Origin of the sequence: Paenibacillus sp. S02 (assembly GCF_019454065.1) — a bacterium.
Classification (GTDB): Bacteria; Bacillota; Bacilli; order Paenibacillales; family Paenibacillaceae; genus Paenibacillus; species Paenibacillus polymyxa_B.
Genome location: NZ_CP073682.1, coordinates 2,885,002 through 2,908,861, shown reverse-complemented (window position 1 = coordinate 2,908,861; position 23,860 = coordinate 2,885,002). Strand labels below are relative to the sequence as shown.

The 23,860-nt window shown below is 41.7% G+C and carries 20 protein-coding genes and 1 pseudogene; 4 read left to right on the top strand and 17 right to left on the bottom strand.

Annotation, left to right across the window (positions count from 1 at the left end; all coding sequences use genetic code 11):
• Positions 1–13: 13 nt before the first annotated feature.
• The 3 genes from KAI36_RS12645 to KAI36_RS12635 form a co-directional block, all read right to left on the bottom strand.
• The gene (locus tag KAI36_RS12645) at positions 14–1,876 is read right to left on the bottom strand and encodes a beta-glucoside-specific PTS transporter subunit IIABC (protein WP_220027924.1); all 1,863 of its coding nucleotides are present in this window, start codon (positions 1,874–1,876) and stop codon (positions 14–16) included.
• Positions 1,877–1,981: 105 nt separating this feature from the next.
• Positions 1,982–3,427 (bottom strand): glycoside hydrolase family 1 protein, encoded by a 1,446-nt coding sequence (locus KAI36_RS12640; RefSeq protein WP_220027923.1) that lies wholly within the window; start codon positions 3,425–3,427, stop codon positions 1,982–1,984.
• 21 nt (positions 3,428–3,448) lie between these two features.
• Positions 3,449–3,889: a DMT family transporter gene (locus KAI36_RS12635; protein WP_023988632.1), complete on the bottom strand. Its 441-nt coding sequence runs from the start codon at positions 3,887–3,889 to the stop codon at positions 3,449–3,451.
• Between the two features lie 350 nt (positions 3,890–4,239).
• Between KAI36_RS12635 and KAI36_RS12630 the strand changes: the two genes are divergently transcribed.
• On the top strand, positions 4,240–5,133 hold the full coding sequence (locus KAI36_RS12630; protein ID WP_220027922.1) for a LysR family transcriptional regulator: 894 nt from the start codon (positions 4,240–4,242) through the stop codon (positions 5,131–5,133).
• A 987-nt stretch (positions 5,134–6,120) separates the two neighbouring features.
• Here the strand turns inward: KAI36_RS12630 and KAI36_RS12625 are convergent.
• Positions 6,121–6,876, bottom strand: a complete 756-nt coding sequence (locus tag KAI36_RS12625; protein ID WP_220027921.1) for a helix-turn-helix transcriptional regulator — start codon at positions 6,874–6,876, stop codon at positions 6,121–6,123.
• A 118-nt stretch (positions 6,877–6,994) separates the two neighbouring features.
• On the opposite strand from KAI36_RS12625, the gene KAI36_RS12620 reads away from it, so the two are divergent.
• The gene (locus KAI36_RS12620; RefSeq protein WP_220027920.1) at positions 6,995–8,911 is read left to right on the top strand and encodes a right-handed parallel beta-helix repeat-containing protein; all 1,917 of its coding nucleotides are present in this window, start codon (positions 6,995–6,997) and stop codon (positions 8,909–8,911) included.
• Positions 8,912–9,106: 195 nt separating this feature from the next.
• On the opposite strand, the gene KAI36_RS12615 is transcribed toward KAI36_RS12620, so the two are convergent.
• From KAI36_RS12615 to KAI36_RS12600, 4 genes are read right to left on the bottom strand one after another with little or no spacing between them, the layout of a single operon-like run.
• Positions 9,107–10,072 carry a zinc-binding alcohol dehydrogenase family protein gene (locus KAI36_RS12615; protein WP_220027919.1) on the bottom strand — a complete coding sequence of 322 codons (966 nt, stop codon included), beginning with the start codon at positions 10,070–10,072 and terminating at the stop codon, positions 9,107–9,109.
• Entirely contained in the window at positions 10,069–10,704 is a 636-nt protein-coding gene (locus KAI36_RS12610; RefSeq protein WP_220027918.1) for an ABC transporter permease, read from the bottom strand. The genes KAI36_RS12615 and KAI36_RS12610 overlap by 4 nt, the downstream gene beginning before the upstream one ends.
• Positions 10,701–11,489 carry an ABC transporter ATP-binding protein gene (locus tag KAI36_RS12605; RefSeq protein WP_258382292.1) on the bottom strand — a complete coding sequence of 263 codons (789 nt, stop codon included), beginning with the start codon at positions 11,487–11,489 and terminating at the stop codon, positions 10,701–10,703. The genes KAI36_RS12610 and KAI36_RS12605 overlap by 4 nt, the downstream gene beginning before the upstream one ends.
• Positions 11,486–11,977, bottom strand: a complete 492-nt coding sequence (locus KAI36_RS12600; protein ID WP_220027917.1) for a glycine betaine ABC transporter substrate-binding protein — start codon at positions 11,975–11,977, stop codon at positions 11,486–11,488. The genes KAI36_RS12605 and KAI36_RS12600 overlap by 4 nt, the downstream gene beginning before the upstream one ends.
• On the opposite strand from KAI36_RS12600, the pseudogene KAI36_RS12595 reads away from it, so the two are divergent.
• A pseudogene (locus KAI36_RS12595) lies at positions 11,952–12,881 on the top strand (aminotransferase-like domain-containing protein); the annotation flags it as partial. The gene KAI36_RS12600 and the pseudogene KAI36_RS12595 overlap by 26 nt on opposite strands.
• A 222-nt stretch (positions 12,882–13,103) precedes the next feature.
• Here the strand turns inward: KAI36_RS12595 and KAI36_RS12590 are convergent.
• From KAI36_RS12590 to KAI36_RS12550, 9 genes are all read right to left on the bottom strand, one after another.
• Positions 13,104–13,523 carry an ester cyclase gene (locus KAI36_RS12590; RefSeq protein ID WP_220028114.1) on the bottom strand — a complete coding sequence of 140 codons (420 nt, stop codon included), beginning with the start codon at positions 13,521–13,523 and terminating at the stop codon, positions 13,104–13,106.
• 288 nt (positions 13,524–13,811) lie between these two features.
• Entirely contained in the window at positions 13,812–13,907 is a 96-nt protein-coding gene (locus KAI36_RS12585) for a hypothetical protein (RefSeq protein ID WP_481856522.1), read from the bottom strand.
• 486 nt (positions 13,908–14,393) lie between these two features.
• Positions 14,394–14,702: a hypothetical protein gene (locus KAI36_RS12580; protein ID WP_025723019.1), complete on the bottom strand. Its 309-nt coding sequence runs from the start codon at positions 14,700–14,702 to the stop codon at positions 14,394–14,396.
• 120 nt (positions 14,703–14,822) lie between these two features.
• Positions 14,823–16,673: an ABC transporter ATP-binding protein gene (locus KAI36_RS12575; RefSeq protein WP_220027916.1), complete on the bottom strand. Its 1,851-nt coding sequence runs from the start codon at positions 16,671–16,673 to the stop codon at positions 14,823–14,825.
• A complete protein-coding gene (locus KAI36_RS12570) occupies positions 16,666–18,429 on the bottom strand; it encodes an ABC transporter ATP-binding protein (protein ID WP_220027915.1) in 1,764 nt (587 codons plus the stop codon). The genes KAI36_RS12575 and KAI36_RS12570 overlap by 8 nt, the downstream gene beginning before the upstream one ends.
• 73 nt (positions 18,430–18,502) lie before the next feature.
• Complete coding sequence (locus tag KAI36_RS12565; protein WP_160790024.1) at positions 18,503–18,913, bottom strand: MarR family winged helix-turn-helix transcriptional regulator; 411 nt, start codon at positions 18,911–18,913, stop codon at positions 18,503–18,505.
• A 554-nt stretch (positions 18,914–19,467) separates the two neighbouring features.
• Positions 19,468–19,698 carry a hypothetical protein gene (locus tag KAI36_RS12560; RefSeq protein WP_104496413.1) on the bottom strand — a complete coding sequence of 77 codons (231 nt, stop codon included), beginning with the start codon at positions 19,696–19,698 and terminating at the stop codon, positions 19,468–19,470.
• A gap of 5 nt (positions 19,699–19,703) precedes the next feature.
• Positions 19,704–20,927, bottom strand: a complete 1,224-nt coding sequence (locus KAI36_RS12555) for a Ger(x)C family spore germination protein (protein WP_220027914.1) — start codon at positions 20,925–20,927, stop codon at positions 19,704–19,706.
• A complete protein-coding gene (locus tag KAI36_RS12550) occupies positions 20,908–22,437 on the bottom strand; it encodes a spore germination protein (protein WP_220027913.1) in 1,530 nt (509 codons plus the stop codon). The genes KAI36_RS12555 and KAI36_RS12550 overlap by 20 nt, the downstream gene beginning before the upstream one ends.
• 178 nt (positions 22,438–22,615) lie before the next feature.
• Here KAI36_RS12550 and KAI36_RS12545 point away from each other — a divergent pair, with 178 nt between their 5' ends.
• Positions 22,616–23,728, top strand: a complete 1,113-nt coding sequence (locus KAI36_RS12545; protein ID WP_220027912.1) for a GerAB/ArcD/ProY family transporter — start codon at positions 22,616–22,618, stop codon at positions 23,726–23,728.
• Positions 23,729–23,860 lie beyond the last annotated feature (132 nt).

Sequence of the window (23,860 nt, the reverse complement as noted above, 5' to 3'; positions counted from 1 at the left end):
ATGCTGTCCTGTGTTAAACCAAATTTGAAGATGAAACGCTAGGTTTTGCAGGAATCACATGTAATAACTGTTTTGAATTTGGATCCTCCAGATTCACATGCACTTGATCATAATTAAATGAATTCGTAACAATAACCATTACCGTAGGATCATAACCCGCAGCCTTAATTTGCTCCAAGTCAAACTCAACTAATTTGTCATCAATGCCAATTCTATCATTTTCCTTAACCAATGGTTTAAAGTGTTGTCCCTTTAATTTCACAGTATTAATACCGATATGAATCAAAAGTTCTATACCGGAATCAGATACAATGCCAATCGCATGCCCGGTTTTGTACACGCTGCTTACCGTTCCGTTTACCGGAGCTGTAACAATTCCGCTAATTGGAACAATCCCTGCTCCTTTACCCATCGCTTCAGAAGCAAACACCTCATCGCTTACACTGCTTAAAGGAACAATTTGGCCATTCACAGGTACCACAACCTCGTTTGGATTTGCTTGATCACTCAAATTCGTCACACTCTTATTCGAAACACCGAAGAAATAAGTTAAAATGACGGCTCCAAAGAATGCAATAATTAATCCGATGACTTCTCCAATGAAACCTTGGCCTAAATAAGTTGGAATAGCCAACAAGCTAGGAAATGTAAATGTGGATGCATGTACTTCAAACGATCCAATAACAGCGCCTCCAATACCAGCAGCGATCATTGCACAGTAGAATGGACGCTTTAATTTAAGGGTTACGCCGTAAATTGCCGGTTCAGTGATACCAAAAATGGCTGTGATTGCTGCAGAACCCGATAGGCCTTTGATTTTGGCATCCTTGGTTTTCAAAAATACGCCTAGAGCAGCACCTGCTTGAGAAAGTACGGCTGCACATACAATCGGCAACCATTGGTCGTATCCTTGATTAGCGACATTGTTTATCATCAGCGTAATCAGCGCCCAATGGACTCCGAAAATGACAATCGACTGATGGAACGCTCCTAAAACCAACCCAGCAAGTAATGGGGAGAAACCAAAGATTGCTAACAATACCATGGCGAACAGGTCACTGATCTTTGTGCCTAGAGGGCCGATAACAGCCAATGTTAGAGGCAACATGATCACTAGAGAAACCAGAGGGGTTAGCATATTACGAATTGATTCCGGAAAGAATTTGTTCAACAAAGGTTCCAAGTAAGAGAGGCCCCAAATCGACAACAGAATGGGAAACACAGACGCTGTATACGTAATTGGTATGATCGGTATGCCAAAGAAATCAATCGTTTGTGAATTGGATACGATCTCTACTAAAGACGGATGAATGAGTGCACCAGCTAACGAAACGGCTACGAATGGGTTGACTTTCAGCTTCTTGGCCGCAGTAAATGCCAAGAAAATCGGCAAAAAATAGAAAATGGCATCACTTGCTGCATTCCATATTTTATACGCACCACTGTCGGTCGATATCCAGTTCATTGTTGTAAATAAAGCTAGAATGCCTTTCAAAATTCCGGATCCAGCCAAGGCTCCCAGAAATGGCGTAAATACGGCCGAAACAAAATCCATCAACTGACTGACAGGATTAAATTTCCCAGTTATTTTTTCTGAAGCGCTTTCATTGCTGCTAGAAACATGTAAGTCCATTCCAGGTAATGATGTTAGTGCATCATAGACTTGAGCAACGGAATTACCAACAACCACCTGATACTGTCCGGCACTATCGACGACGGTAATGACCCCATCTGTGTTTTCAATCTTTTTGGTATCTGCAGCACTCACATCATTTAATTTAAATCTCAATCTAGTGGCACAATGCCACACCGCATTTACATTCTCTTTTCCTCCTACGCCATCCAGAATATCCTTTGCCAATTTTTGATAACTCATAGTTGTCCCCCCTATTATAAATGCCCGGACCATTTTCCACATACCGTATTACAAAAACGATACAAAATGATCCGGGGGTGCCTTAATCATTTAGTGATTCTCATCCTAATCGTTGGTGGTTCTATTAAGATCCTCGCCGTTTGTATCAATAACTTGCTTATACCAGTAAAAACTATCTTTATAATGGAATTGCCCATTTCCATTACCTTCATCATCATAGTCCACATAAATAAAGCCATATCTTTTGCTCATTTCAGCAGTACCTGCACTGATGATGTCGAAAGGGGCCCAGGTACAATAGGCAAAAACATCTGCCCCTTCATGTATTGCCTCTTTCAGTGCTGCAATATGCTCCTGGTGGTATTCGATGCGATAATCGTCATGAACTTTATTGCCCGCTGTTAAAACATCTTTAAATCCAAGACCATTTTCAGCCACCATCATGGGAACATGATACCTGTCCCAATATTTAGACATGCAGAGATATAATCCTGAAGCATTTATGGACCAGCCCCAGCGATTCGCTTTCAAATGGGGATTTTTGACGGTAGAATTAGGGTCCATCGTATTCTCACTAGCTTTAACAGTATTTGACCAGTAATAAGAGACTGCAAGGAAATCGGCTGTATTGTTCCGAAGCAACTCTTTCTCCGATTCCGTAATTTCCAGCTGGATGTCATGGTCTTCGAAATACGTCGATGCATATTCTGGATACTCGCCTCGAATCAGAACATCGCTGTAGAAATATTGCATTCGATTCCGTCTGAAATTCAGTTCGACATCTGCAGGTTCACATGAATAAGGGGCGGTTAATGTATCGGCCAACATCATTCCCATTTGAAGGGATGGATTTAGCTTGTGGCCAAACTCAGTAATCTTTGCAGAAGCAACGAATTGGTGATGAACCGCTTGAAACTGAGACTGCTCGTAATGATCAACTTTATCTTTCAGTATGCCAAGGGAGGCAAATGCCTCTTTGTGGACAAGGTTAATTTGATTGATAATGATCCAATATTTAACGATTTGGTGATATCTTTGCAGGACGGTTTGCCCATACTTCACGAAGAAATCAATCAGTTTCGGGTTTGTCCAACCGCCATATTGCTCAACCAAATTTAAAGGCATTTCATAATGGAAAATCGTGACGATTGGCTCAATATTTTTTTCTTTCATGTACTCAAATAATCGATCATAGAAGGCCAAACCCTGCTCGTTTGGAACGGTATCATCTCCATTCGGAAAAATCCTGCTCCAAGAAATAGACAACCGCAATGTTTTTACATGCATTTCTGCTAACGCATCGATATACTCACGGTATCGTTCGTAGAAATGTACTCCTTGGCGCTTAGGGAAATAATATGTCCCATGTTTGTATTTTTCGTATGTTTCTGAATCCATGTTATTAAAATGTAGATCAATAGGATCAGCTCCTGGAATAAACGGCTGAATATCAGCGGTACTTAACCCTCTTCCATCCCTGCGATGTGCACCTTCTACTTGATTAGCAGCAATAGCTCCTCCCCACAGAAAGTCTTTTCTTATTTTGCTCATGTATGTTTCCCCCAAATGTATTTAAAATTTTTGTACGATAAAGACTCCTGCAATAACCAAAAGAGCTCCCAATAATCGAGGAATATTCAAAGTGTGCATACTAGCACCAATTAATCCAAAATGATCAATGATCACCGACACGATTATTTGTCCAGCTAAAACGTATCCAACCGTAGCTGCTACTCCTATTCTGGGCATGAGAATGGTTGTCGCCAATACATAGAAAGCACCCAGTAGTCCTCCTGTCCACATCCACCAGGGAGCTTCAAACCATTCTTTTTTGAACAACGATCCTTTTACAAAAAAAGATATGATTATTAATGAGATGGCACCTACTGTAAAAGAAATGGCCGAAGCAACAATAGGTGATCCCACCACCGTCCTTAGCTGCGCATTAACACTAAATTGTGTAGGCAAGGCCATTCCTGCCAATAATGCGAAAATTATGAATATGATAGCCATGTATTTTCCCCTTTCTCTTACTTTGATCAATTAGCCAATCGGAAATTGAACGAAGTGCTTCAATAAATCGTTTATCCGATTTTAGAACCATGAGAAAAGAAAATACCAAAAGAACGGTTTCAAGTGTGTCCATGGCAAAAGTAAGTAATCCCGCCTCACAGTATTATCCCCTCTCAAATTCTGAAGATTGAATATCCCCTACAGATGAGTCAATAATATAACTTAAATATGGGAATACTAGATTGGTCACCTTCTCAATTTATCGATTAATCATTGACAACCCGAGTATAATTCACGCACTATAATAAGTAAAATTAATAATAAGTATAGGAGGTATACTAAATACTTATATGGATATTAATTATGAACTCTATAAGATCTTCTATATCACAGTAAAAGCTGGAAGTATGTCTAATGCGGCAAAGGAACTGTTTACATCACAATCGGCAGTTAGTCAGTCCATAAAACTACTTGAAAATAAGCTAGGTGGACAATTGTTCCATAGAAGAGCACAAGGAGTGTCCCTTACTACGGAAGGAGAGATATTATTTCAATATGTAGAACAAAGCTATGAGTTATTACAGGCGGCTGAAAGAAAATTTTTGGAATTAAGGAATTTAGATGCTGGCCAACTAAGAATAGCCGTAAGCACAACAGCTTGTAGTAACTTCTTGATGCAATACCTGGAGACATTCTCCTTGGCTTACCCTAATATCGAGATTTATATCAAAGATCAATCTACTCATTCTACAATTAAGCAGCTAGAGTCAGGCGAAGTTGACATAGGAATCATCAATCTGAACGGAAGCAGAGATTCTCTGACGGTGATTGGAAAAATAGAAATACAAGATTGTTTTGTAGCAGGTGAGAGATTTAAAGAAATATGTGATAAACCAATATTCTTAAAAGAACTAGTAGAAAATTACCCGATCATTCTGATGCAGAAAGGACTTAATACAAGAAAATATATTGACAACTTTTTCACTTCATATGGCTTAAAAGTAATACCTAAAGTAGAACTGAGTACCATGGAACTGTTAATTGAGTTTGCTAAAAAAGGTTTGGGCATATCGTGTGTAATCGAGGATTTTGTTCGCCGCGATTTGGATCAACAACAGCTATTCATAGTGCCCATCCAAGAAATCATACCTAAAAGGTTTTTAAGTATTGCTATCAAAAAAGACTTGCCCCTTTCTTCAGCAGCTCAGAAGTTTATTGAGCTTTTTCAAAGCTGCACAGTATAAATTTATAAATTTGGTTATTTATTAAAGAACTATCTAAAAAAAAGCTCACTAAGGGCTTCTTTTTTGCCAGTCAACGAACCTCACTTCAACCACTCCAGAATGAGGTCGTCTGCTCCTGCGACAACTGGATGGTCGGTATAGTGAGCATTAAATAGGTAGATATCTAATCGGCAATGGAATAATCAAGTTCTTGTCCTTGGCTCGGAGCAAGAACTTGATTTCTTAAAACAAAAAAAGCCGCCATTTAGGCGGCTCCTAATGCAACATGCTTTTGTCATCCGACATTTTTTTATTAACTCATAGCTCAAGTTTACCAACCAATTTTTTTGAATCAATCTCCTCGTTCCGACATGACGTACCAACCGCAGTGCCCTTCGGCTGTTAAAAGTATAAATTTTTAGAAAATTCATAACTTTGGAACTATTTTTTTTCACAAAATTTAATGAACCGAAAACACAAAATAGCAAGTCTCTAAGTTGCAAGAGACTTACTATTTTTAAGTTTTGGCGACTTGGCCCTTAAGAATGAAGTGAATACTGCCACAGCGAACGTACCGGAAACATTTGTTGTGTGATGTATACTGTGTACGAATCGAATCGTTTTTGTTGCCGAGCGCATCACAACCGAGTGAGCTTCTGCCCTGTGACCAGACAGGAAACGAACGAACCCTTTGAAACCACTCATCAGATATCCTGATAAGCCCTCGTAAATCACGGCTTTTAGAAGACAAGAGATTGCCGCAGCTGTTCACATTAACCGATTCAAAATGTTGTGCGTCATGTAGAAAAATTCTTGGTAATTGGATGGCGCTGCGTTTATGGATTTTCTAATTTATTGCTAGCAAAACTTTGGATTAGAAGGATCGTAAATTATGATCTGAAGATTGTTGAGAATTAATGATTATATTTCAACATAATCACCAGCTAGTTTAAGCTGAAAGTCAACAAAGTGCTCAACGCATTCACCTTATGCTTATGCCGTTCTTCTTTAGTCCATTGCTCTATATTCTCTAGGCGCTCTCCTGGTTATTTCCTTGAAGTTACGATGAAAGGTTCTTAAATTGTTATAACCACACTTGATTGCAACTTCACCAATCGCCTGCTGGGAATTTTTCAGCAAATAGCATGCCTGTGAAATCCGATAATGATTTAAGTAGTCCGTGAAGGTCATGTTCATTTGTTGGACAAACAACTTTGATAGATAAGGATAGTCATACTGCAGATGTTTTGCAATGTCTTTTAATGTGCAATCATTAGAATAATTTTCCTCCACATAAAGCAGCATCTTATAGAGCACCTTTGTCTGAGGTGATTGCTTAACCAGGGTAAAAGATTTCTGATTTATCAGATCAGCACAAACAGCATATAAAAAACTTTTCTGGCTATAGATTGAATTCAGCTTACTAAAATCAATAGCTCTCTCCAAATGCAGTGCACTGTCATTTGGAATTAAGCCTTTTAAATTCATAAAAAAGTCGCCGATCAATTCTGGCGAAAAAAGGATGATTGTAATATTAGAGTAATCGATGGTCTTAAATTCATGCATTTGATTTGTAAAGATAAAGACCAGATCATTTTCCTTCAAAAGATACTCTTTTTGATCAATGGATACATATAGCTGTCCATCATTAACATAGATCATTTCATATGCGCGGTGAAAATGAAGGGGAAAGCTATAATTCTTCAATGGAAAAAAATGAAAGAATTCTTCCCCCTCCATTCCATGTTTTTCAAATAAGACCATACAACTCTCCTTTGCCAGAACACTAATATTGTCTTAAAGTGTACTACATTTTGGATAGAATTAACAAATATTATTTCCTATAATAAAATAAATTGAATTTAAAGGAGGATATAAGACTATGGAGTATCACGTAGCAAAAACTGGTTCAGATCACGGCCAGGGGAGTCAGGAAGATCCATTTCTGACAATCAATAAAGCAGCTTCTGCTGCTGTGGCAGGAGACACGGTTATTGTCCATGAAGGGGTATATCGTGAATGGGTAAAACCAAAATTTAAAGGATTAAGCACCAAGAGAAGAATTACTTATCAAGCTGCAAAAGGTGAAAAAGTAATCATTAAAGGCTCAGAGCATATTCAAAGTTGGCAGCATGCAGAAGGGAATGTCTGGAAGGTTATATTGCCGAATGAGTTTTTTGGTAACTATAACCCATATGCTCTTGAAGTGTCCGGAGATTGGCTCGTAACAATTGAGGAAACCAAGCATTTAGGAGACGTTTATTTAAACGGTATGTCTTTTTATGAAGTTAGCCGCTTTGAACAACTGATCGATCCGAAGGTTACAACAGAAGTATTGGACCACTGGACAAGAAAAATGGTTCCTGTTCATAATCAGGAACAGACAAAATATGTCTGGTTTGCAGAAGTGAATGCTGATAATACAACCATATATGCAAATTTCCAAGGCGCTGATCCGAACAAAGAATTTGTTGAGGTTAACGTTCGCAGATCTTGTTTCTATCCCCAAGAGACAGGGATTGATTATATTACAGTAAGAGGCTTTGAAATGGCACAGGCCGCAACACCATGGGCACCTCCGACAGCGGATCAGCCTGGACTGCTTGGCGCCAATTGGAGCAAGGGTTGGATTATTGAAAACAATATCCTTCACGATGCAAAATGCAGTGCCATCAGTATTGGTAAAGAAGCCTCCACCGGGCATAATTATCGCTCCGTCCGGAAAGACAAACCCGGATACCAGTACCAGCTTGAATCTGTCTTTTCTGCTGAACGTAATGGCTGGTGCAAGGAAAAAATCGGCTCCCATATTATCCGTAATAATACGATTTATGATTGCGGTCAAAATGGAATTGTGGGTCACTTAGGCGGTGTATTTAGTGAAATTCATCACAACCATATATATAATATTGCTCTGAAACGTGAATTCTACGGTCACGAAATTGCAGGAATCAAGCTCCATGCAGCCATAGATGTCCAGATTCACCATAACCGTATCCATGACTGCTCTTTAGGATTATGGTCAGATTGGCAGACACAGGGAACAAGGATTAGTAAGAATTTATTTTATAGCAATAATCGCGATTTGTTTGTTGAAGTAAGCCATGGGCCATATATCGTTGATCACAATATAATGGCTTCTGAATATTCTCTGGACAATGTGTCACAGGGTGGAGCTTACATAAACAACCTAATCTGCGGAAAGATGAATCATTGGAAAGAAATGACACGTTCTACACAGTATCACCTCCCCCACAGCACCAAAATCGCAGGTTTTTCTTTTATTTACGGCGGTGATGACCGTTTTTATAATAATATTTTCATTGGAGCTGATGGATTAGAAGGTGTCGGAACGTCCCATTATAAAAACCACACGGCTTCTTTAGAAGAGTATATTGAAAACGTACACAAAAATCCCGGAGACGCTGAAATATTTAACTTGGTGGAACAACCTGTTTATATTAATAACAATGCGTATTTGGCCGGAGCAGAACCGTTTGAAAGAGAAAAAGATAAGATAGTTGACAAAAGCTTTCATCCAAACTTCAAAATAGTTGATAAGGGAGAAGAAGTTTATCTTTCCTGTGAATTACCGGAAAATTTTGATGTTTTTCTCGGTGAAGTACATTCAACAGCAACACTAGCACGGGTACGTATCGTTGACGCTGAATTTGAGCGCCCCGATGGTAGTGAAGTGATTCTGGATACTGATTTGTTGGATATGCAGAGAGTAGAAAAGTCTCCAATAGGGCCGATTACACTTTTGAAAAAAGGTAAAAATTATATTAAAGTTTGGTAATCCCTTATAGAAAAAGCCTTACACCTCTATAAATTATGGTGTAAGGCCTCTTTCACTGATATCGCTTGAATATTTTTTCAAATATAAGATTTTTGAATTTAATTTTATTAATATCTTGCACATTTAGGCTTGCATCACGTTCTAGAGAACATCAACAACGATGTGTCACTACCCTTGAAATCTTAATCTTCTGAACTAATCGTTCAAAATTACGATCTTACCATTCGCATCATTACTCTCCATTAAAAGATGAGCTTCCCGGATTTCTTCTAGCTTGAAAACTTTAGCAATCGGCGGAACAATTCCATGTTCTTTAATATGATTGAACAGGTCGATTAGTACGTTTTCTTTGATAACTTCACTTGTAAATGCCGTAAAATAAACACCTGTCGGTATATCAATTAACGGTTCAAAGGAATCAAGTGTCCATTCATTTCCCAGTATCCCTGACATGCATAAGGTCCCTTGCTCTGAAACCAGTTGCAATGATTCCTTTATTGTGACGGTGCCGACCAACTCCAGGACCTTGTCTACGCCATTTGGAGCGATTTTATAAACTTCTTTTGTAAAAAACTCATCATCGAGTAAAGCAAAGTCTGCTCCAGCCTGCTGAAGATATGCTAGCTTTCCGCTGTTCCGAGTGGTTGATATGACTGTGGCGCCTGTACTTTTTGCTAGCTGAAGGGCAGCCAGACCAACAGAACTCGTCCCACCGCGAATGAGAAGCACTTCGTTATCAGTTAATTGGAGACATTCGAATAAGGACGCATACGCCGTATAATACATTTCTGGAATTGCAGCGAGCTCAGTCCATTTCATTTCAATTGGAATGGAATAAACCTGTTTTGAAGGAATCAAAACATATTCAGCATAACTTCCATCAAATTCTCGGCCTAATCCCCCCATTAATGAAGCAACACGCTCCCCTTTTTGAAATGTGCTGTCAGATGGATCTTCGATCTGCCCTATGCATTCAATACCAATAATCCGTGGGAATTTGACGGATGGGGAATGTCCCTGTCTTGTAAACATTTCAGAGCGGTTTATTCCAAAAGCTTTGATCTTAACAAGTACCCAATCTGGTTTAACTTTGGGGATTGGAACTTCTTTTATCTTTAGTTCTTCAGGTTTACAGGCCCCTTCCAGTACAACAGCCTTCATAAAAGTGATCTCCCCGATCTAATGTAGATTCGTTTTTCAAACTGAATGAATAATGCATTCGTTCCAATAGCGAGACACGCTGACAATACACTTCCCCACAGAATCTTATCTATATTCATGGTTCGTAAGCCATCATTTAATATCGAGCCTAACCCGCCTGCATTTATAAATGCTGCTATAGTCGCCATTCCAACCGTAGATACGGATGCTAGCCTTAATCCTGTAAAAAGAGCTTTGATGGCCAAAGGCACACGAACATGAAGCAATACCTGAATACGGCTCATACCAAGCCCAGTGGCTGCCTCAATAATAGACTGTTCAACATGATTCAAACCTGCAATAAACTGACGTAGTAGGATATATTGGTTATATGCTATGAGCACGGTGATCGCTGTCGTTTTACCCAAACCTGTCACGGGGATCATGATTGCGAAAAGGGCCAAGCTGGGAATTGAATAAAGAATCGAAAAGATATAAATGAGTAACCTGGATATCGTTTTTGAAGTCAGGGCTAAAATTGTTAAGAGTACTGTGACGACAATGGAGATCAGCATGATCACAATTAGCATCTCCACATGCTCCAGTAATGCAATTCCTAACTTATCCGGATGCTTAATGGCATATTCGATCACTTTAACCCCTCCCAGAAACGTTCTTGCTCTCTTGAAGATTGAATAAGCGATGCGACAAATTCATCTGCGGGATGAGCAACAATTTCTCTTGGCGTATCAAACTGACAGGCTTTACCTTGATTCATGATTATTACCCTGGTTCCCAGCTTAAATGCTTCATTGATATCATGCGTTACGAATAGGAAGGTTTTCTTAACTCCCCCATGAATCCGCAGAAGTTCATCCTGCAAATTTAGACGAGTCATGGCGTCTATGGCTCCAAAAGGTTCATCCAATAACATTGTATTAGGATTTGTTGCTAAGGCCCTGGCTAGTCCAATTCTCTGTTGCTGACCTCCCGATAGTTGAGAAGGGTAACGATTTAGGTAGTTTACTGGATCTAACCCAACCAAAAGTAACAATTTGTGCACCATTTCATCCACCTTCGTTTTTTCCCATTTCAAAAGCCGGGGCACAGTAGCAATATTTTGTCCAATGGTCATATGAGGAAACAAACCCACTTGCTGAATAACATAGCCAATCCTTCTCCGTAGCGCTACAGGATCAATTTCAGCAATGTCATCACCAAATAGTTTTATCTTCCCTTGGGTAGGTTCAATTAAACGATTTACCATTTTCAATAGTGTGGTTTTTCCTGATCCGGACGAACCCAGTATGGTTATAAATTCGCCTTCCCTAATAGACAGATTGACATGATCAACAGCTAAGTCATTGGAGTTTGCGTATGTTTTGCACACATTTTGGAATTCAATTGCAATAAGACTCATGTTATCCCCCACACTCATTTAATTGAGTCATAAAATTCTTTTGCCACATCTTCATATTCTTTTTTATCCACGTCCACTTTTGCATTCAAGGCGGTTACCGTTTCCGTATCCAGCGCCGCACTCACCTTATTAATAACCTCAGCTATCTCTGGATTTGTATCCAGCACATTATCACGAACAACAGGAGCCAAGTTATACGGAGGCCATACTTGTTTGTCATCTTCCAACAGTGTGAACTGATCTTTATTAACTAGTTGCCCTTCTGTTGTGTAAGCTGGGGCAACATCCGCTTCATTGTTTTTAAGCACTTCATATTTCAAGCTGTTATCATATACTTTAGATGACTTCCAATTGAACTTACCATACACTTTCTCTAGAGCTGGAATTCCGTCTGCACGTTGGTCAACTTCTCCTTGTGAGGCAAATCGAAGCTTACTTACATGTTTTTGTAGATCAGTAATTGTAGTAATTCCTAGATTTTTAAATTGGATGAAGGCTTTTGGCATCCAGGCCGATACTGAACATATGGCGATCGTTTCAGGAGCCCAAAATGCATTAGCTATTACACTCTTAGCACTGTTTGAACCCGGGGACCGAATTGCGGTTGACCAGTATACGTATGCCAATTTTATTGAAGTCTCCAAAATGTTTCGTATCAAACTAGTTCCCATTTCAGGGGATGAGTATGGTATGTTACCTGAAGCTCTGGAAGACCAATGTTCTCAATCGAATTTACATGGTGTGTTTTTAATGCCTTCCTGCGCTAATCCCACGACCATTATAATTCCGGAAAAACGAAAAAAAGAATTAGCTCAGATCATTCAAAAACATCATTTGATCCTAATTGAGGACGACATTCATGCCTTTTTGTCAGCGGACATTATAGATCATTATGGTCAGCCAATGTATCATCTGCTCCCTGAACAAACGGTTTATATTTGTAGCACCGCCAAATCCATCTGCTCAGGTCTTCGAGTGGCCTATATCGTGTTTAACGAAGCATTCAAAGACACAATGATGAAGGCTATATACAACGTCAACGTCAAAACATCCTCTTTGGACGCAGAGATCGTAACTGAGCTGATTCTGTCAGGAAAAGCAAATATGATTGTTACGAAGAAAAAACAATTGGCCGAGACAGCCAATCAGTTATTTGCTGAATTCTTCCCAAATACTCTCCACGGGGGACATCCACTGAGTTTTTATCGATGGCTACCTTTACCAAAAGTTATGCACGAAGCTTATTCTGAAGGTTTTTTTCTGGAAAAAGGGGTTCGTGTATTTCATACCAATCGATTTCTGAGCGGTGGGAATGCAGAAGAAAATTATCTAAGAGTAGCGCTTTCATCCACTAGTTCTTTAGAGGAATTAAGAAGAGGATTAGAGATTTTAAGAGAGAGCCTCGAATGAATTGATGTCTTGATGCGTATAGCTCATTCAAAGGCTCAGGCATTATTTTATTTATATTTCATAACAAAGTACGAATGTTCACAGCACAAACAGTGTATGTCTTTTATTCGTCTAAAATGGAAAGCTTCCTATGTAGCTTCCATTTTAGACGAACATTTGTCCTACTTAGCTACATATCCATCGAAAAAAGAACACCATCAGATGTCGTATTGAAATGAACCTCTACGAACTTGGAACAGCGCCAATTTGTTGAAGTAATCCAAGCATATCGGGTTGACCATATTCTTCTACAATTTGTCCACCAGAGAATCGATAAAAATTCATCGCTTGAACCTCGATGGTTTTCCCGGTTGGAGGAAATCCGAAGAAACTGCCTTGGTGCGTACCTCGCATAATGAATCGCGCAGCTACCTTATCGCCTTCAGCAATCATCTCCTTCAGTGTCCATTGGATATCAGGGAAGCCGGTTCGCATCATTTGGATAATTGCAAGATATCCATCCGGTCCCTTCATCGCATCTTCCCGTGCTGGGACATAGAAAATCGCATCTGGGGCAATAAGTTCTTCTGCTAGCTTTACGCTAGCCGTATTTATGAACTCTGTAAACCGGTGCATCTGTTGTTTATTCGCTTCAATTGTCATTCTCAAATTCCTTTCAAAATTTTTTATCCTTTTCGTTTCGTGCCCATCACCATTGAAGTAAAAGGTTCCTGCTTGATCAGTAAATCTCCCTCACACATCAATATCATAATTGATAACTAAAGACTTCAAAGTTACGATATTAATTTAACTTAGGTTTTCAAATTCATAATAAGTTCGCTCGTGTTTTTTGTGAAGTAGGCACCTTAATGTTCTATAGTAACCATTTGGTAACTAATAATACTTATTTATTCATTCATTTCATCAACAATATATTCAAAAAAATAAAAATCAGCATATGGTTGATGGTTTAACACGATCGGCACAGGTCAAGCCAACAAAACTACCTGTAAAATCACCATACTTGCTATATTCATCAGAGAATATCGTGGTATCGAAGCCATTTCCAATACCTTTATATTCTTTACCATCATAATTCCATTCGAACCAAATTTTGCTTCCAAAGTCACTTTGGTAAAAATTTTAAATATAACCCAGTTCACACCCAGACAGCCGTAATGAGAAACAACGAAACATCTCTAACATAGCATACGTTCCCCCTTTCGTTGATCCAGCTGTTAAGTCTCTTAGCATCGAGCCAATGATTATGTATTTTGTGGTAATGGATTGTTCTTCCCAGTATATTTACATATCAGGTCCTCCGTTTTCCTCACATCTGCCAATAAGAGGCGATCAGCGGGTGAAGTCTATCATTTTGTAGCTTTACTATGTCCACTGCATTTGCGTGGTTAACAAAAATGCTGACATCTATGTAACTCGATGTCAGCATTCAGAAATCAGCACTGTCCATTGCTGTAAAGATACACTACGAAGTCAATAACCTTCAGCAGAATAAAAATAGTGAATAGTTCTTCACCCATCCACCACATCTGCTTGCAAATCTGTTGCAATTTCAATCATCTTAGGCACGACAGCCTCATCGGAAATAGCCACATACACATCCCCCATGTAATGGCGAAAAGGTATTTCTACGTCAGCATACTTCCACATGAAAAAATCTCCCTCGATCGACATGGTGCTCTCAGCACCTTGTATGATTAGCACTCGTGAATACGAAAAGTCTGGCTGGGATGCAAAGTAATCTTTGCACTCCTCCAGGGAAATGGATTGCTCCACAGGACTTTCCTGCATGGAACGGGTGATTCGAAAACGCTGGTTCATTGATTTGCCTCCACAATTATGATTAAGAAATTCTGGCTTTCATAACTTATAATGTCCACATGCTGATGTCAATGCGGTTGGAACTATATGGATACCTGTTATGCTTTCAAGCAGTTACTTTTAGGATGCATGTTCAAACTGACTGTTGTATAGATCGGCATAGAAGCCGCCTTTAGCCAGCAATTCCTCATGGTTACCCATTTCGATAATGTCACCATCCTTCATGACCAGAATCAGATCCGCATTCTTGATCGTCGAAAGTCGGTGAGCAATCACAAAGGAGGTTTTCCCCACAGTCAGCTGGTCCATCGCTTGTTGAATCAGCAATTCTGTACGCGTATCAACCGAGCTTGTAGCCTCATCCAGAATGAGCATGGGTGAATCTTCAATCATCGCTCTTGCAATGGTAATCAATTGCTTTTGACCGGCAGAGAGATTAGCTTTGTCGTCCAGCACTGTATCATAGCCCTGCGGCAGTGTTTTAATGAAGCTGTGCAGCCCCACCGCTTTACATGCAGCTTCCACCTGCTCATCGGTAACATGATCTTTGGAAAAGACGATATTGTCACGAATCGTTCCTTCGAACAGCCAGGTATCCTGAAGCACCATACAGAATAATTCATGAATATTCTCACGCGTTAATTGGCTAATCGGCGTTCCGTCAATGTAGATTTCTCCATCGTTCAGCTCATAAAACCTCATGAGTAAATTCACGAGCGTGGTCTTACCGGCGCCTGTCGGACCGACAATGGCAATTTTCTGGCCAGCTTCAGCTTTCATGGAGAAGTCCTTGATAATCATACGGTCTGCATTATAGCCGAAACGGACATGTTTGAATTCGACTTCCCCTTTGGCGGTGTCCAGCTTTGTGGTCTTGTGACGCTCATCTGCCAATTCTTCTTCACCCAGAAATTCGAATACACGTTCACTGGCGGCGGCGGCCGATTGCAGATTGGTTGCGGCCTGTGCCAGCTGCGACAAGGGCTGTGTAAACAGTCGAATATACACCATGAAGGCGACAATAGTTCCAATGCTTATAGTCTGTTGGTTGACCAGCAAAGCTCCCACAACACAGACCGCGACATAACCAAAATTCCCAATGAACATCATGACTGGCATCATCAGACCAGACATGAACTGGGACTTCCATGCATTTGTATATAGGCGGCTGTTAATGCCATGAAACACTTCCTTGGCTGCTTGTTCCCCGTTATATACCTTGACCACGTTATGACCAGCATAGGTTTCTTCAATATGACCGTTGATCTGGCCAAGCTCCGCTTGCTGTGCTACAAAGTATTTCTGTGAATGCTTCATAATCACGCTCATCAGGCAAAAGCCGATCAGCGTAGCTACAATTCCGGTAACGGTCATGATCCAGTTCGTATAAAGCATCATAATCAAGGCGCCCACGAAGGTAGCCAGCGCACTGACAAGTGTGCCGAGACTGTTGTTTAACGTTTGTCCGATGGTATCGACATCGTTGGTTACGCGGCTAAGCACATTGCCGTAACTCGTAGAGTCAAAATACTTCAAAGGCATATGATCGATTTTTCGAGACAGCTCTGTCCGCATCTTCTTTGTAAGACGCTGTGAGACGGTTGCTGTAATGAAGCCCTGGAAATAGTTAAAGATAAGACCAAATCCATATAAAAGCGCCAATACAAGAACAATCTTCTGAACAGCACTTACATCAATCCCGGTTACGATTCCTTCCTGAATCAGGTTGGCAATATCACTGAGCTTATCCGGACCAATCACGTTGAGGGTGGAGCCGACCAGGGCCAGTACCATAGCTAGTACAATCATAGGCACATAGTCCTTGCTGTAGGATACAAGCTGTCTGATGGTCTTTTTAAAATTATTTGCTTTTTCACCAGCACCCTTGCCCCCCGCAGGGCCTTTACCCATGGGACCTCCCTGATTCATTTTCATTTGCTGGCTATCGACGGTGTGTTCATTCTTATCCATGTATGAGTTCCTCCTTCGAAAGCTGCGAATATGCGATCTCCTGATAGGTGCTGCAGTTCGTCATCAGCTCTTCATGCGTGCCGCTCCCTACAATCTCTCCCTGGTCCAGCACGATAATCCGATCAGCGTCTTTGATCGTACCTATGCGCTGACCAACGATAAGTGTCGTAGCGTGGCCGGTTTCTTTTTTGAGAGCGGAGCGCAGAATCCGGTCTGTTCTGTAGTCTAATGCCGAGAAGGAATCATCGAAAATATAAATTTCCGGCTGACGGTAGATGGCACGCGCAATGGACAGCCGCTGCTTTTGACCACCGGACACGTTCGCCCCACCTTGCGAAATTCTACCCTGATATTGACCATCCATTTTTTCGACAAACTCCGTTCCTTGAGCAATACCAACGGCTTCTTTGACAAGTTTCTCCGAAGCTCCTGCTCTTCCGTTATCACCGTACGAAACGTTGGATACCACCGTACCGTTGAACAGTACAGCTCTCTGGGGAACATACCCGATTTTGTTATGGAGTGCCTGCTGATTATAGTTCCTGACATTCACACCGTCCACAAGCACCTCTCCCTCGGTCACATCATAGAAACGGGGAATCAGATTGATCACGCTGGTTTTGCCGCTGCCTGTAGCGCCAATAAAGGCAACCGTCTCGCCTCGTTTCGCCGTGAAGCTGATGTTGCGAAGCACGGCCTCCTCCGCGTCCGGATATTTGAAGCTGACATTACGGAATTCCACTTGCCCCATAACGCTCTCTTCTCCAGTCGTCTCATGCCCGTTAATGATGCTGGATTCGGTATTCAAAACCTCCATGATCCGTTTGGCAGAGATCGAGGCGCGAGGCATCAGGATGAATATCATACTTACCATCATAAAGGCCATAACCACCTGCATTGCATAAGAGGAGAATACGACCATATTGGAGAACAGCGTGATGCGGTCTGGTACGGCCGCCCCGTTAATCAGGTAAGCGCCGATCCAATAGATAGAGACACTCAGACCTGACATAATAAAGGTCATACCTGGGCCAATCATCGTCATTAAACGGTTCGCAAACAGGTTTGTATTCGTCAACTCGACGTTAGCCTGCTCGAACTTCTCCTGCTGATACTGATCTGCATTATAAGCGCGTACTACCCGAAGTCCGATCAGATGCTCACGTGTTACCCTGTTCAGATTATCAGTGAGACGCTGGATTTTCTGGAAACTTGGAAGAGCGAAAACAACAATGACACTTAGCATCAGGATCAGAGCAGCCACGGCCGCTCCTGTGGAGGCGGTCCACTGCCAGTTTTTATCCGCAATCTTCACAATGGCCCACACGGCCAGAATCGGTGCCTTGATGATCACCTGCAGCCCCAGCGCAACCACCGTTTGAATCTGCGTAACATCGTTCGTGGAGCGGGTAATGAGGCTTGCCGTCGAAAAGTTGTTCATCTCTTCCATTGAAAAGGATAAGGTCTTGTCAAAGACCATCGCACGCAGACGCATAGCCAGCCCTGCAGCCACCTTTGCCGCGAAATATCCCACAATAATAGATGCAATCATACTGCCGACGGCACAAAACAACATGTAACTGCCGGGAATCAGCAGTTCTGACACAGGCGTTCCTTCCGTTTGCAGCTTGGTCGTAATTTCCGCCATATAATCAGGTAGCTTCAGATCAAGCCATACCTGCACAACGATGAAGGCTAGGCTGCAAAGCACAAGCATCCATTCATTTTTCTTGAGATATTTGAATATCTTTAGCATTCTGTTGCTCTCCTTTTATCTGATAGTCTTTGATGTTTGGTGAAGTATAGTGCATCCTGCTCTGCATAGAAATTCAGCTTCTAGAGACAATAAGCTTAATGAGTCGGATCAGTTCTTTGGCATCTTCTTCGTCTAATTTTCGAAGAACATTCTCGGTCCATGCGATTCCTTCATTATACCTATCAATCATAAATTGCTTACCTGAATCCGTAATGAATACAATCACTTTACGTTTGTCGTTGACATCAGTACGCCGTACAACTAGTCCTTTCTTCTCCAGGCTCTTCAGTGCCGTTGCCACCCGTCCCGTACTAACGGACAAGTATTCGCTCAAGTGACCAGAGGTAACCCCGTCCTTATTGAAATTCAGACAAATGAGAATCCCCATTTCGCCACGTGAAAAGTGCCCTCGTTCCTCTAATGCTGGTTTCCGCGATTTGACGATATACTCGAATAGTTCTTTCGCTAATGCTTTATAATCCAATGGTCACAACACCTTCTCGCTAATACCTTATAGTATGAGATAATTAATCTTATAGTATAAGATAATAATAATGTCGGGTTACAAAGTCAATTAGAGAAAATATGGAATACAAAAAAACCTCCGTAACCAGCTTGCATTTTTACCAATTTTTCTACACAAAAGTCCAATGGAAATGACAAAAGAAAACTTGAGGAGCAGTTTGCAATGGAGAAATCTCATGAATCTTGAAAAGGACCGGATCAGTACGGCTCAAATGATATTACTTGGGCTTTTCTCGCTTATCGGGGATATGTAAGAGACTGCTTCTAAAAGTAAAGCAGCAGCTCACTAGGACTTGAAAAATAAAGTCTTAGACTGCTGCTGCTTTTACCAACATTCACTTATACCATTAAAATCAAAGATACTACTACTATTTTTAAAAGCATTTCTGATAGCAGCATTTCGCTGTTCAAGCAACCATCTCCCGCCACTCAACTGTGACCCATGATATCAACAAGATCAAACTATTAGGAACGGAGCGCTTTTCGAGGTACAAAAAGTGAATTTCCTTACAACTAATAAAACCAGGATGTAAACAGATTGTTAACCGGTTTATAGATCATCATGATCAGAAGCAATGGGCTCGGCACATTGATTTTGTACAAGGAGCAGACCACCACACCAATGCCCATGATCCAGAACAACCCCCAGACCAGAAGGTCACGGCGCCTGCTTCCTCGTGTCAGCAAAGGCACATCGATGACCACACAAACCGCCGCTGTTGCCAGAAATAGCAGTAACACCATTTCGCTCACTCCTTGATATCTTCAATAAAAGATTTGTCTGTAATGCCAATTCGGTTAATCGACACGCTGGCTTTGTAATGGATAGGTAGCGATTTCAGGTAATTGTCCCCTTTTTTCTGTTGTAGCCTAGCCCAAGCTTGGGGGTTGGCACGGTAGATCAACTGTCCAAAGCCCATAATATCCACATTATAGCGCTCATTAATTTGCTTAACTGCAGTTTTCATCCGCAAGATAATTCGTTCTTCCGATTTCCTTTCCAGCCCTGTAATCACGCGCTCTGCTTCCAGATTATCTTTGCTCATTACCTCTTCAACATTACACAAGGCCTTTACATGGATGTAAATATGTGGTTCACCGTCAATCATCTTGACTTTACGTTTGGTGTCTGTATGAAGTGCTTCAATGACGATGGGCCGTCCGTCGTCTCCTATTACAGGACCTGAGCTTTTGACAACGTTATTGGTGATATAGTTGTAGCCAATCGTCTCGTTATCGCTTAACCACCCGATCATCTTATCCTTCCGAAATACGGCTATATTACTGTACTGTAATTTGGCTGTGGGCGAGCTATTTTCCACATTGCTCTTCTTTTCGCCTTCACTAACACTGCCGGACATCTTCACTCCGGTTAGCACCGGATTCTTCCCCTCGTACAACAAATCTTCAATAAATTGGTTCAAAGAAACAGCGACTGTTTTGCCCGATGTCTTATAAGATTTGTCCAGGGAATTATATAATTTACTTGCCGGCAATCTCTCAAGCGGGGTAAGGACCTTCAGAACATCTTCGGCAGTGGTGTCTTTGGCGACCATGGCATAGAAATCATTACGCGGCTCTCGGCTCCGCTTCAGCATATCAAGTGCCTCGCCAATTCCGGCCCGGGCAAGCTCCTCTCCGATCACCAGTATACGGATATGTCCATAGTAGCCAGCTCTCGCACTCTCGAGACTGTACTTGCGCTGGGCTTCATAAATCGTGGGGACCGTGAAGGTAGATACAATCACCGGCACCCCGGGCCCTCCCGTCCCTCCTGCCGCCTGCGAGGCAATTGCTGAAGGAATAACTACCTGCAGTGTAACCTTATAGCCAGATTCAGCCTTATCTAGCCCCATTCCCAGCACAAAGGCCATTTCATTTAACTCCTGTCTTTCCCAGCACCCGCTGAGAAGCATAGGGACCAAAAGGGTAAGCAGCAGTCGCGAAACAGTTTTACGGTTTTTTGGGCTCATCTGCCGACTCCTTTTGCTTGGTTGTGCTTTGACGGTCAAGATTTTGAATCATACTTTCTGCCGGCCTTGTCTTTAAACGCGTCCAGGTAAAGCGGAAGATGGAATCCTTCAGATCATTTGAACGGTATGGACCGATCGGACTCATATAGGGCATGCCAAAAGAACGCAGACCCGCCAAATGCAGCACGATTAAAAAGATACCGAATAGTATTCCGTATAGTCCAATAAAGCCAGCTAGTCCGATAAGAACAAAGCGAATGATTCTTGCAGCGATCGACATGCCCGTCTCTGGTATCACAAAACTGGATATGGCCGTAATGGATACAATGATAACCATTGCTGATGAAATAAAACCCGCTGCAACCGCCGCCTGACCTATAACAAGTGTTCCAACAATAGATATCGCCTGCCCTATATTTTTCGGAATCCTCACTCCCGCTTCCCGCAGAATCTCATACGTTAATTCCATGAGCATCGCCTCCACAAATGCGGGAAAAGGAACGTTTTCTCTCTGTGCGGCAAGGCTGATAACCAGATTGGTAGGGATCATCTCCTGATGATAAGTCGTAACCGCCACATAAAAAGAAGGGGCAAGCAACGTAATGAAAAAGGAAAGAAAACGGATAAACCGCAGCAAGGTGGCAATATCGGCCCGCTGATAATAATCTTCGGCAGATTGAAAAAAGGCGACAAAAAAGGTAGGCACCAACAGGACAAATGGTGTTCCATCCACAAGAATCGCCACTTTGCCTTCTAGGATTCCCGCTGCGATGGTATCCGGCCGGTCGCTGTTATAGATCGTGGGGAACGGCGTAGCAGCCGTATCTTGAATAAACTCCTCAATATATCCGCTCTCCAGGATACTGTCGGTATCTATTTTGGCCAATCTACGCTTCACCTCCTGCACCAGGTCAGGATTTGCGATGTTGGCGAGATACATAATGGATACACTGGTTTGAGTCACCTTACCAATTTGGAAGGTTTCTAGCCATAACTGGCTATCTTTAATTTTCCTCCGGATCAGCGCCGTGTTTGTCCGCATATTTTCCGTGAACCCTTCCATCGGCCCACGTACAACTGATTGTGAGCTTGGTTCGCCTACATTGCGGTCCTCCCATCCAGGCAGTCCGATCCGTAGGGCGCTGGATGTTCCGTCAACCAGCACCATGATATTACCGGATAACAGCTCATGAACAAATTGCCCAAGGTCATGCGTGACGGATAGATCCCCCGCAATCAGCATACGTTTTCGCAAAAGCTCAATCTTCTGATTGGCATCAAGATCTCTCATTTGATCAGGGGTACAGCGTTCCTGAAGCGAAAATAATATGGAGTTATGCAGAACCTGTGTATCCACAAGACCATCAATATAAAGCAAAGCGATATGCGTAGATTCATCCAATTCCAGCTTTTTAGTGATCAAATCGGTGCTTGTCCCGAGCAGTTGAACCAACTGCACCAAATTGTCCTCCAAGTGGTGTGATAATGTGCCAGTAATTGTATCCTTCATGTCACAACCTCCGCATTCCGTGAGCAAACTAAAAATAGTATGACAGAAGAAGTTGATAATTATCCCCTTACCATTCCTTTTCGACTATCAATTAATAATTATGTTATAAAATCACATACTAAAGGGAATGACAAAAGAAAACTTGAGGGGCAGTTTGCAGCAGATTTGGAGGAATCTCATGAATCTTGAAAAAGACCGGATCAGTACGGCTCAAATGATGTTACTTGGACTTTTCTCGCTAATCGGTGAAATGGCACTTGTGTATCCTGCAGCAATGGCAACCGGAGCCCACGAGGATGCGTGGATTGCCGCCTTGATTAGTATTCCGCTAGGACTTGCATGCGTAAAGCTGATGATATCTACATCAAATATTGATCCAACTAAAACGATTATTGAGCTTTCATTACAAGTATTAGGAAAATGGGTGGGTGGAGCTGTAGCGTTGAGTTATTTATTCTTTTTCCTGATTGCAGCCTCCACCTATATCAGAGAAATCGAAGATTTCATGTGCACACAGATTTACGAAGGGACACCCGGCGGGGTCATTCGCTTCATGGCGATTTTTCTGTTGGTGTATGGCTTGCGGCTGGGTCTTGAAACGCTGGGCAGAGCAGCCCAGATTTTTTTTCCTTTCTTTGCGTTTTTTCTGATCTGCCTAATCGTTCTCCTGTTCCCCGATGTCCAGATAGAGCGTATCCATCCTATTTTGAATACATCATTTCCTGACATGCTGCACACCATTATGTTCGGTGTATTTTATCCCTTTGGAGAAATGTGCGTGTTCTTCATGGTGTATCCCTATGTCCAAAAACAAAGCAATACGAGCCGCAATATATTCATTTCTTTGTTGATCGGGGCTGTTGGACTCAACCTCATTTTGTTTCTCTCCCTAACAGTACTCGGGGCATATTTCTCAGAACACGAATTTTACGCTGCCTATATTCTTGCCCAGAGAATCAACATTGCTAATTTTTTGCAGCGGATTGAGGCTTTAATGGCCACCACGTGGATCATTAGCACCTATTTCAAAACAGCGCTTTTCTTTTACGCATTTGTTTTGGGGACAGCTCAGCTACTAAAGCTAAAATCCTATCGGCCATTGATCTTTCCAGTGGCATTTCTGATTTACGGACTGTCGCATCTGATTGCAAAAAATATTATTTTTTACGTCAAGGAGATCCCAGCCTACTGGGTAGATTGGGATCTCACCCATGCCATCGCTTTCCCGTTAATCCTGCTCGTTGTTTATCATATCAGGAAACGTATCAGTAACAACAACCAGCTAACGTAACTTTCGGGGCATATTCGGCAATCTTACGCACTTCTCCCTCCACAATTGCAAACCTTCTTCCATGCTCTCCGTGATCGCAGAGTTCATTCAATTAGACCTTTTGTAGAGTACCTTGATAGAGTACTTTACAGA

Coding starts and splice junctions, on each gene's coding strand:
- KAI36_RS12630 (WP_220027922.1), top strand. CDS start 4,240: ATGGATATTAATTATGAACTCTATAAGATCTTCTATATCACAGTAAAA.
- KAI36_RS12575 (WP_220027916.1), bottom strand. CDS start 16,673: ATGGATAAGAATGAACACACCGTCGATAGCCAGCAAATGAAAATGAAT.
- KAI36_RS12615 (WP_220027919.1), bottom strand. CDS start 10,072: ATGAAGGCTGTTGTACTGGAAGGGGCCTGTAAACCTGAAGAACTAAAG.
- KAI36_RS12640 (WP_220027923.1), bottom strand. CDS start 3,427: ATGAGCAAAATAAGAAAAGACTTTCTGTGGGGAGGAGCTATTGCTGCT.
- KAI36_RS12625 (WP_220027921.1), bottom strand. CDS start 6,876: ATGGTCTTATTTGAAAAACATGGAATGGAGGGGGAAGAATTCTTTCAT.
- KAI36_RS12560 (WP_104496413.1), bottom strand. CDS start 19,698: ATGGTGTTACTGCTATTTCTGGCAACAGCGGCGGTTTGTGTGGTCATC.
- KAI36_RS12570 (WP_220027915.1), bottom strand. CDS start 18,429: ATGCTAAAGATATTCAAATATCTCAAGAAAAATGAATGGATGCTTGTG.
- KAI36_RS12545 (WP_220027912.1), top strand. CDS start 22,616: ATGAATCTTGAAAAAGACCGGATCAGTACGGCTCAAATGATGTTACTT.
- KAI36_RS12580 (WP_025723019.1), bottom strand. CDS start 14,702: ATGAACCAGCGTTTTCGAATCACCCGTTCCATGCAGGAAAGTCCTGTG.
- KAI36_RS12605 (WP_258382292.1), bottom strand. CDS start 11,489: ATGAGTGTGGGGGATAACATGAGTCTTATTGCAATTGAATTCCAAAAT.
- KAI36_RS12555 (WP_220027914.1), bottom strand. CDS start 20,927: ATGAGCCCAAAAAACCGTAAAACTGTTTCGCGACTGCTGCTTACCCTT.
- KAI36_RS12550 (WP_220027913.1), bottom strand. CDS start 22,437: ATGAAGGATACAATTACTGGCACATTATCACACCACTTGGAGGACAAT.
- KAI36_RS12635 (WP_023988632.1), bottom strand. CDS start 3,889: ATGGCTATCATATTCATAATTTTCGCATTATTGGCAGGAATGGCCTTG.
- KAI36_RS12590 (WP_220028114.1), bottom strand. CDS start 13,523: ATGACAATTGAAGCGAATAAACAACAGATGCACCGGTTTACAGAGTTC.
- KAI36_RS12645 (WP_220027924.1), bottom strand. CDS start 1,876: ATGAGTTATCAAAAATTGGCAAAGGATATTCTGGATGGCGTAGGAGGA.
- KAI36_RS12620 (WP_220027920.1), top strand. CDS start 6,995: ATGGAGTATCACGTAGCAAAAACTGGTTCAGATCACGGCCAGGGGAGT.
- KAI36_RS12600 (WP_220027917.1), bottom strand. CDS start 11,977: ATGCCAAAAGCCTTCATCCAATTTAAAAATCTAGGAATTACTACAATT.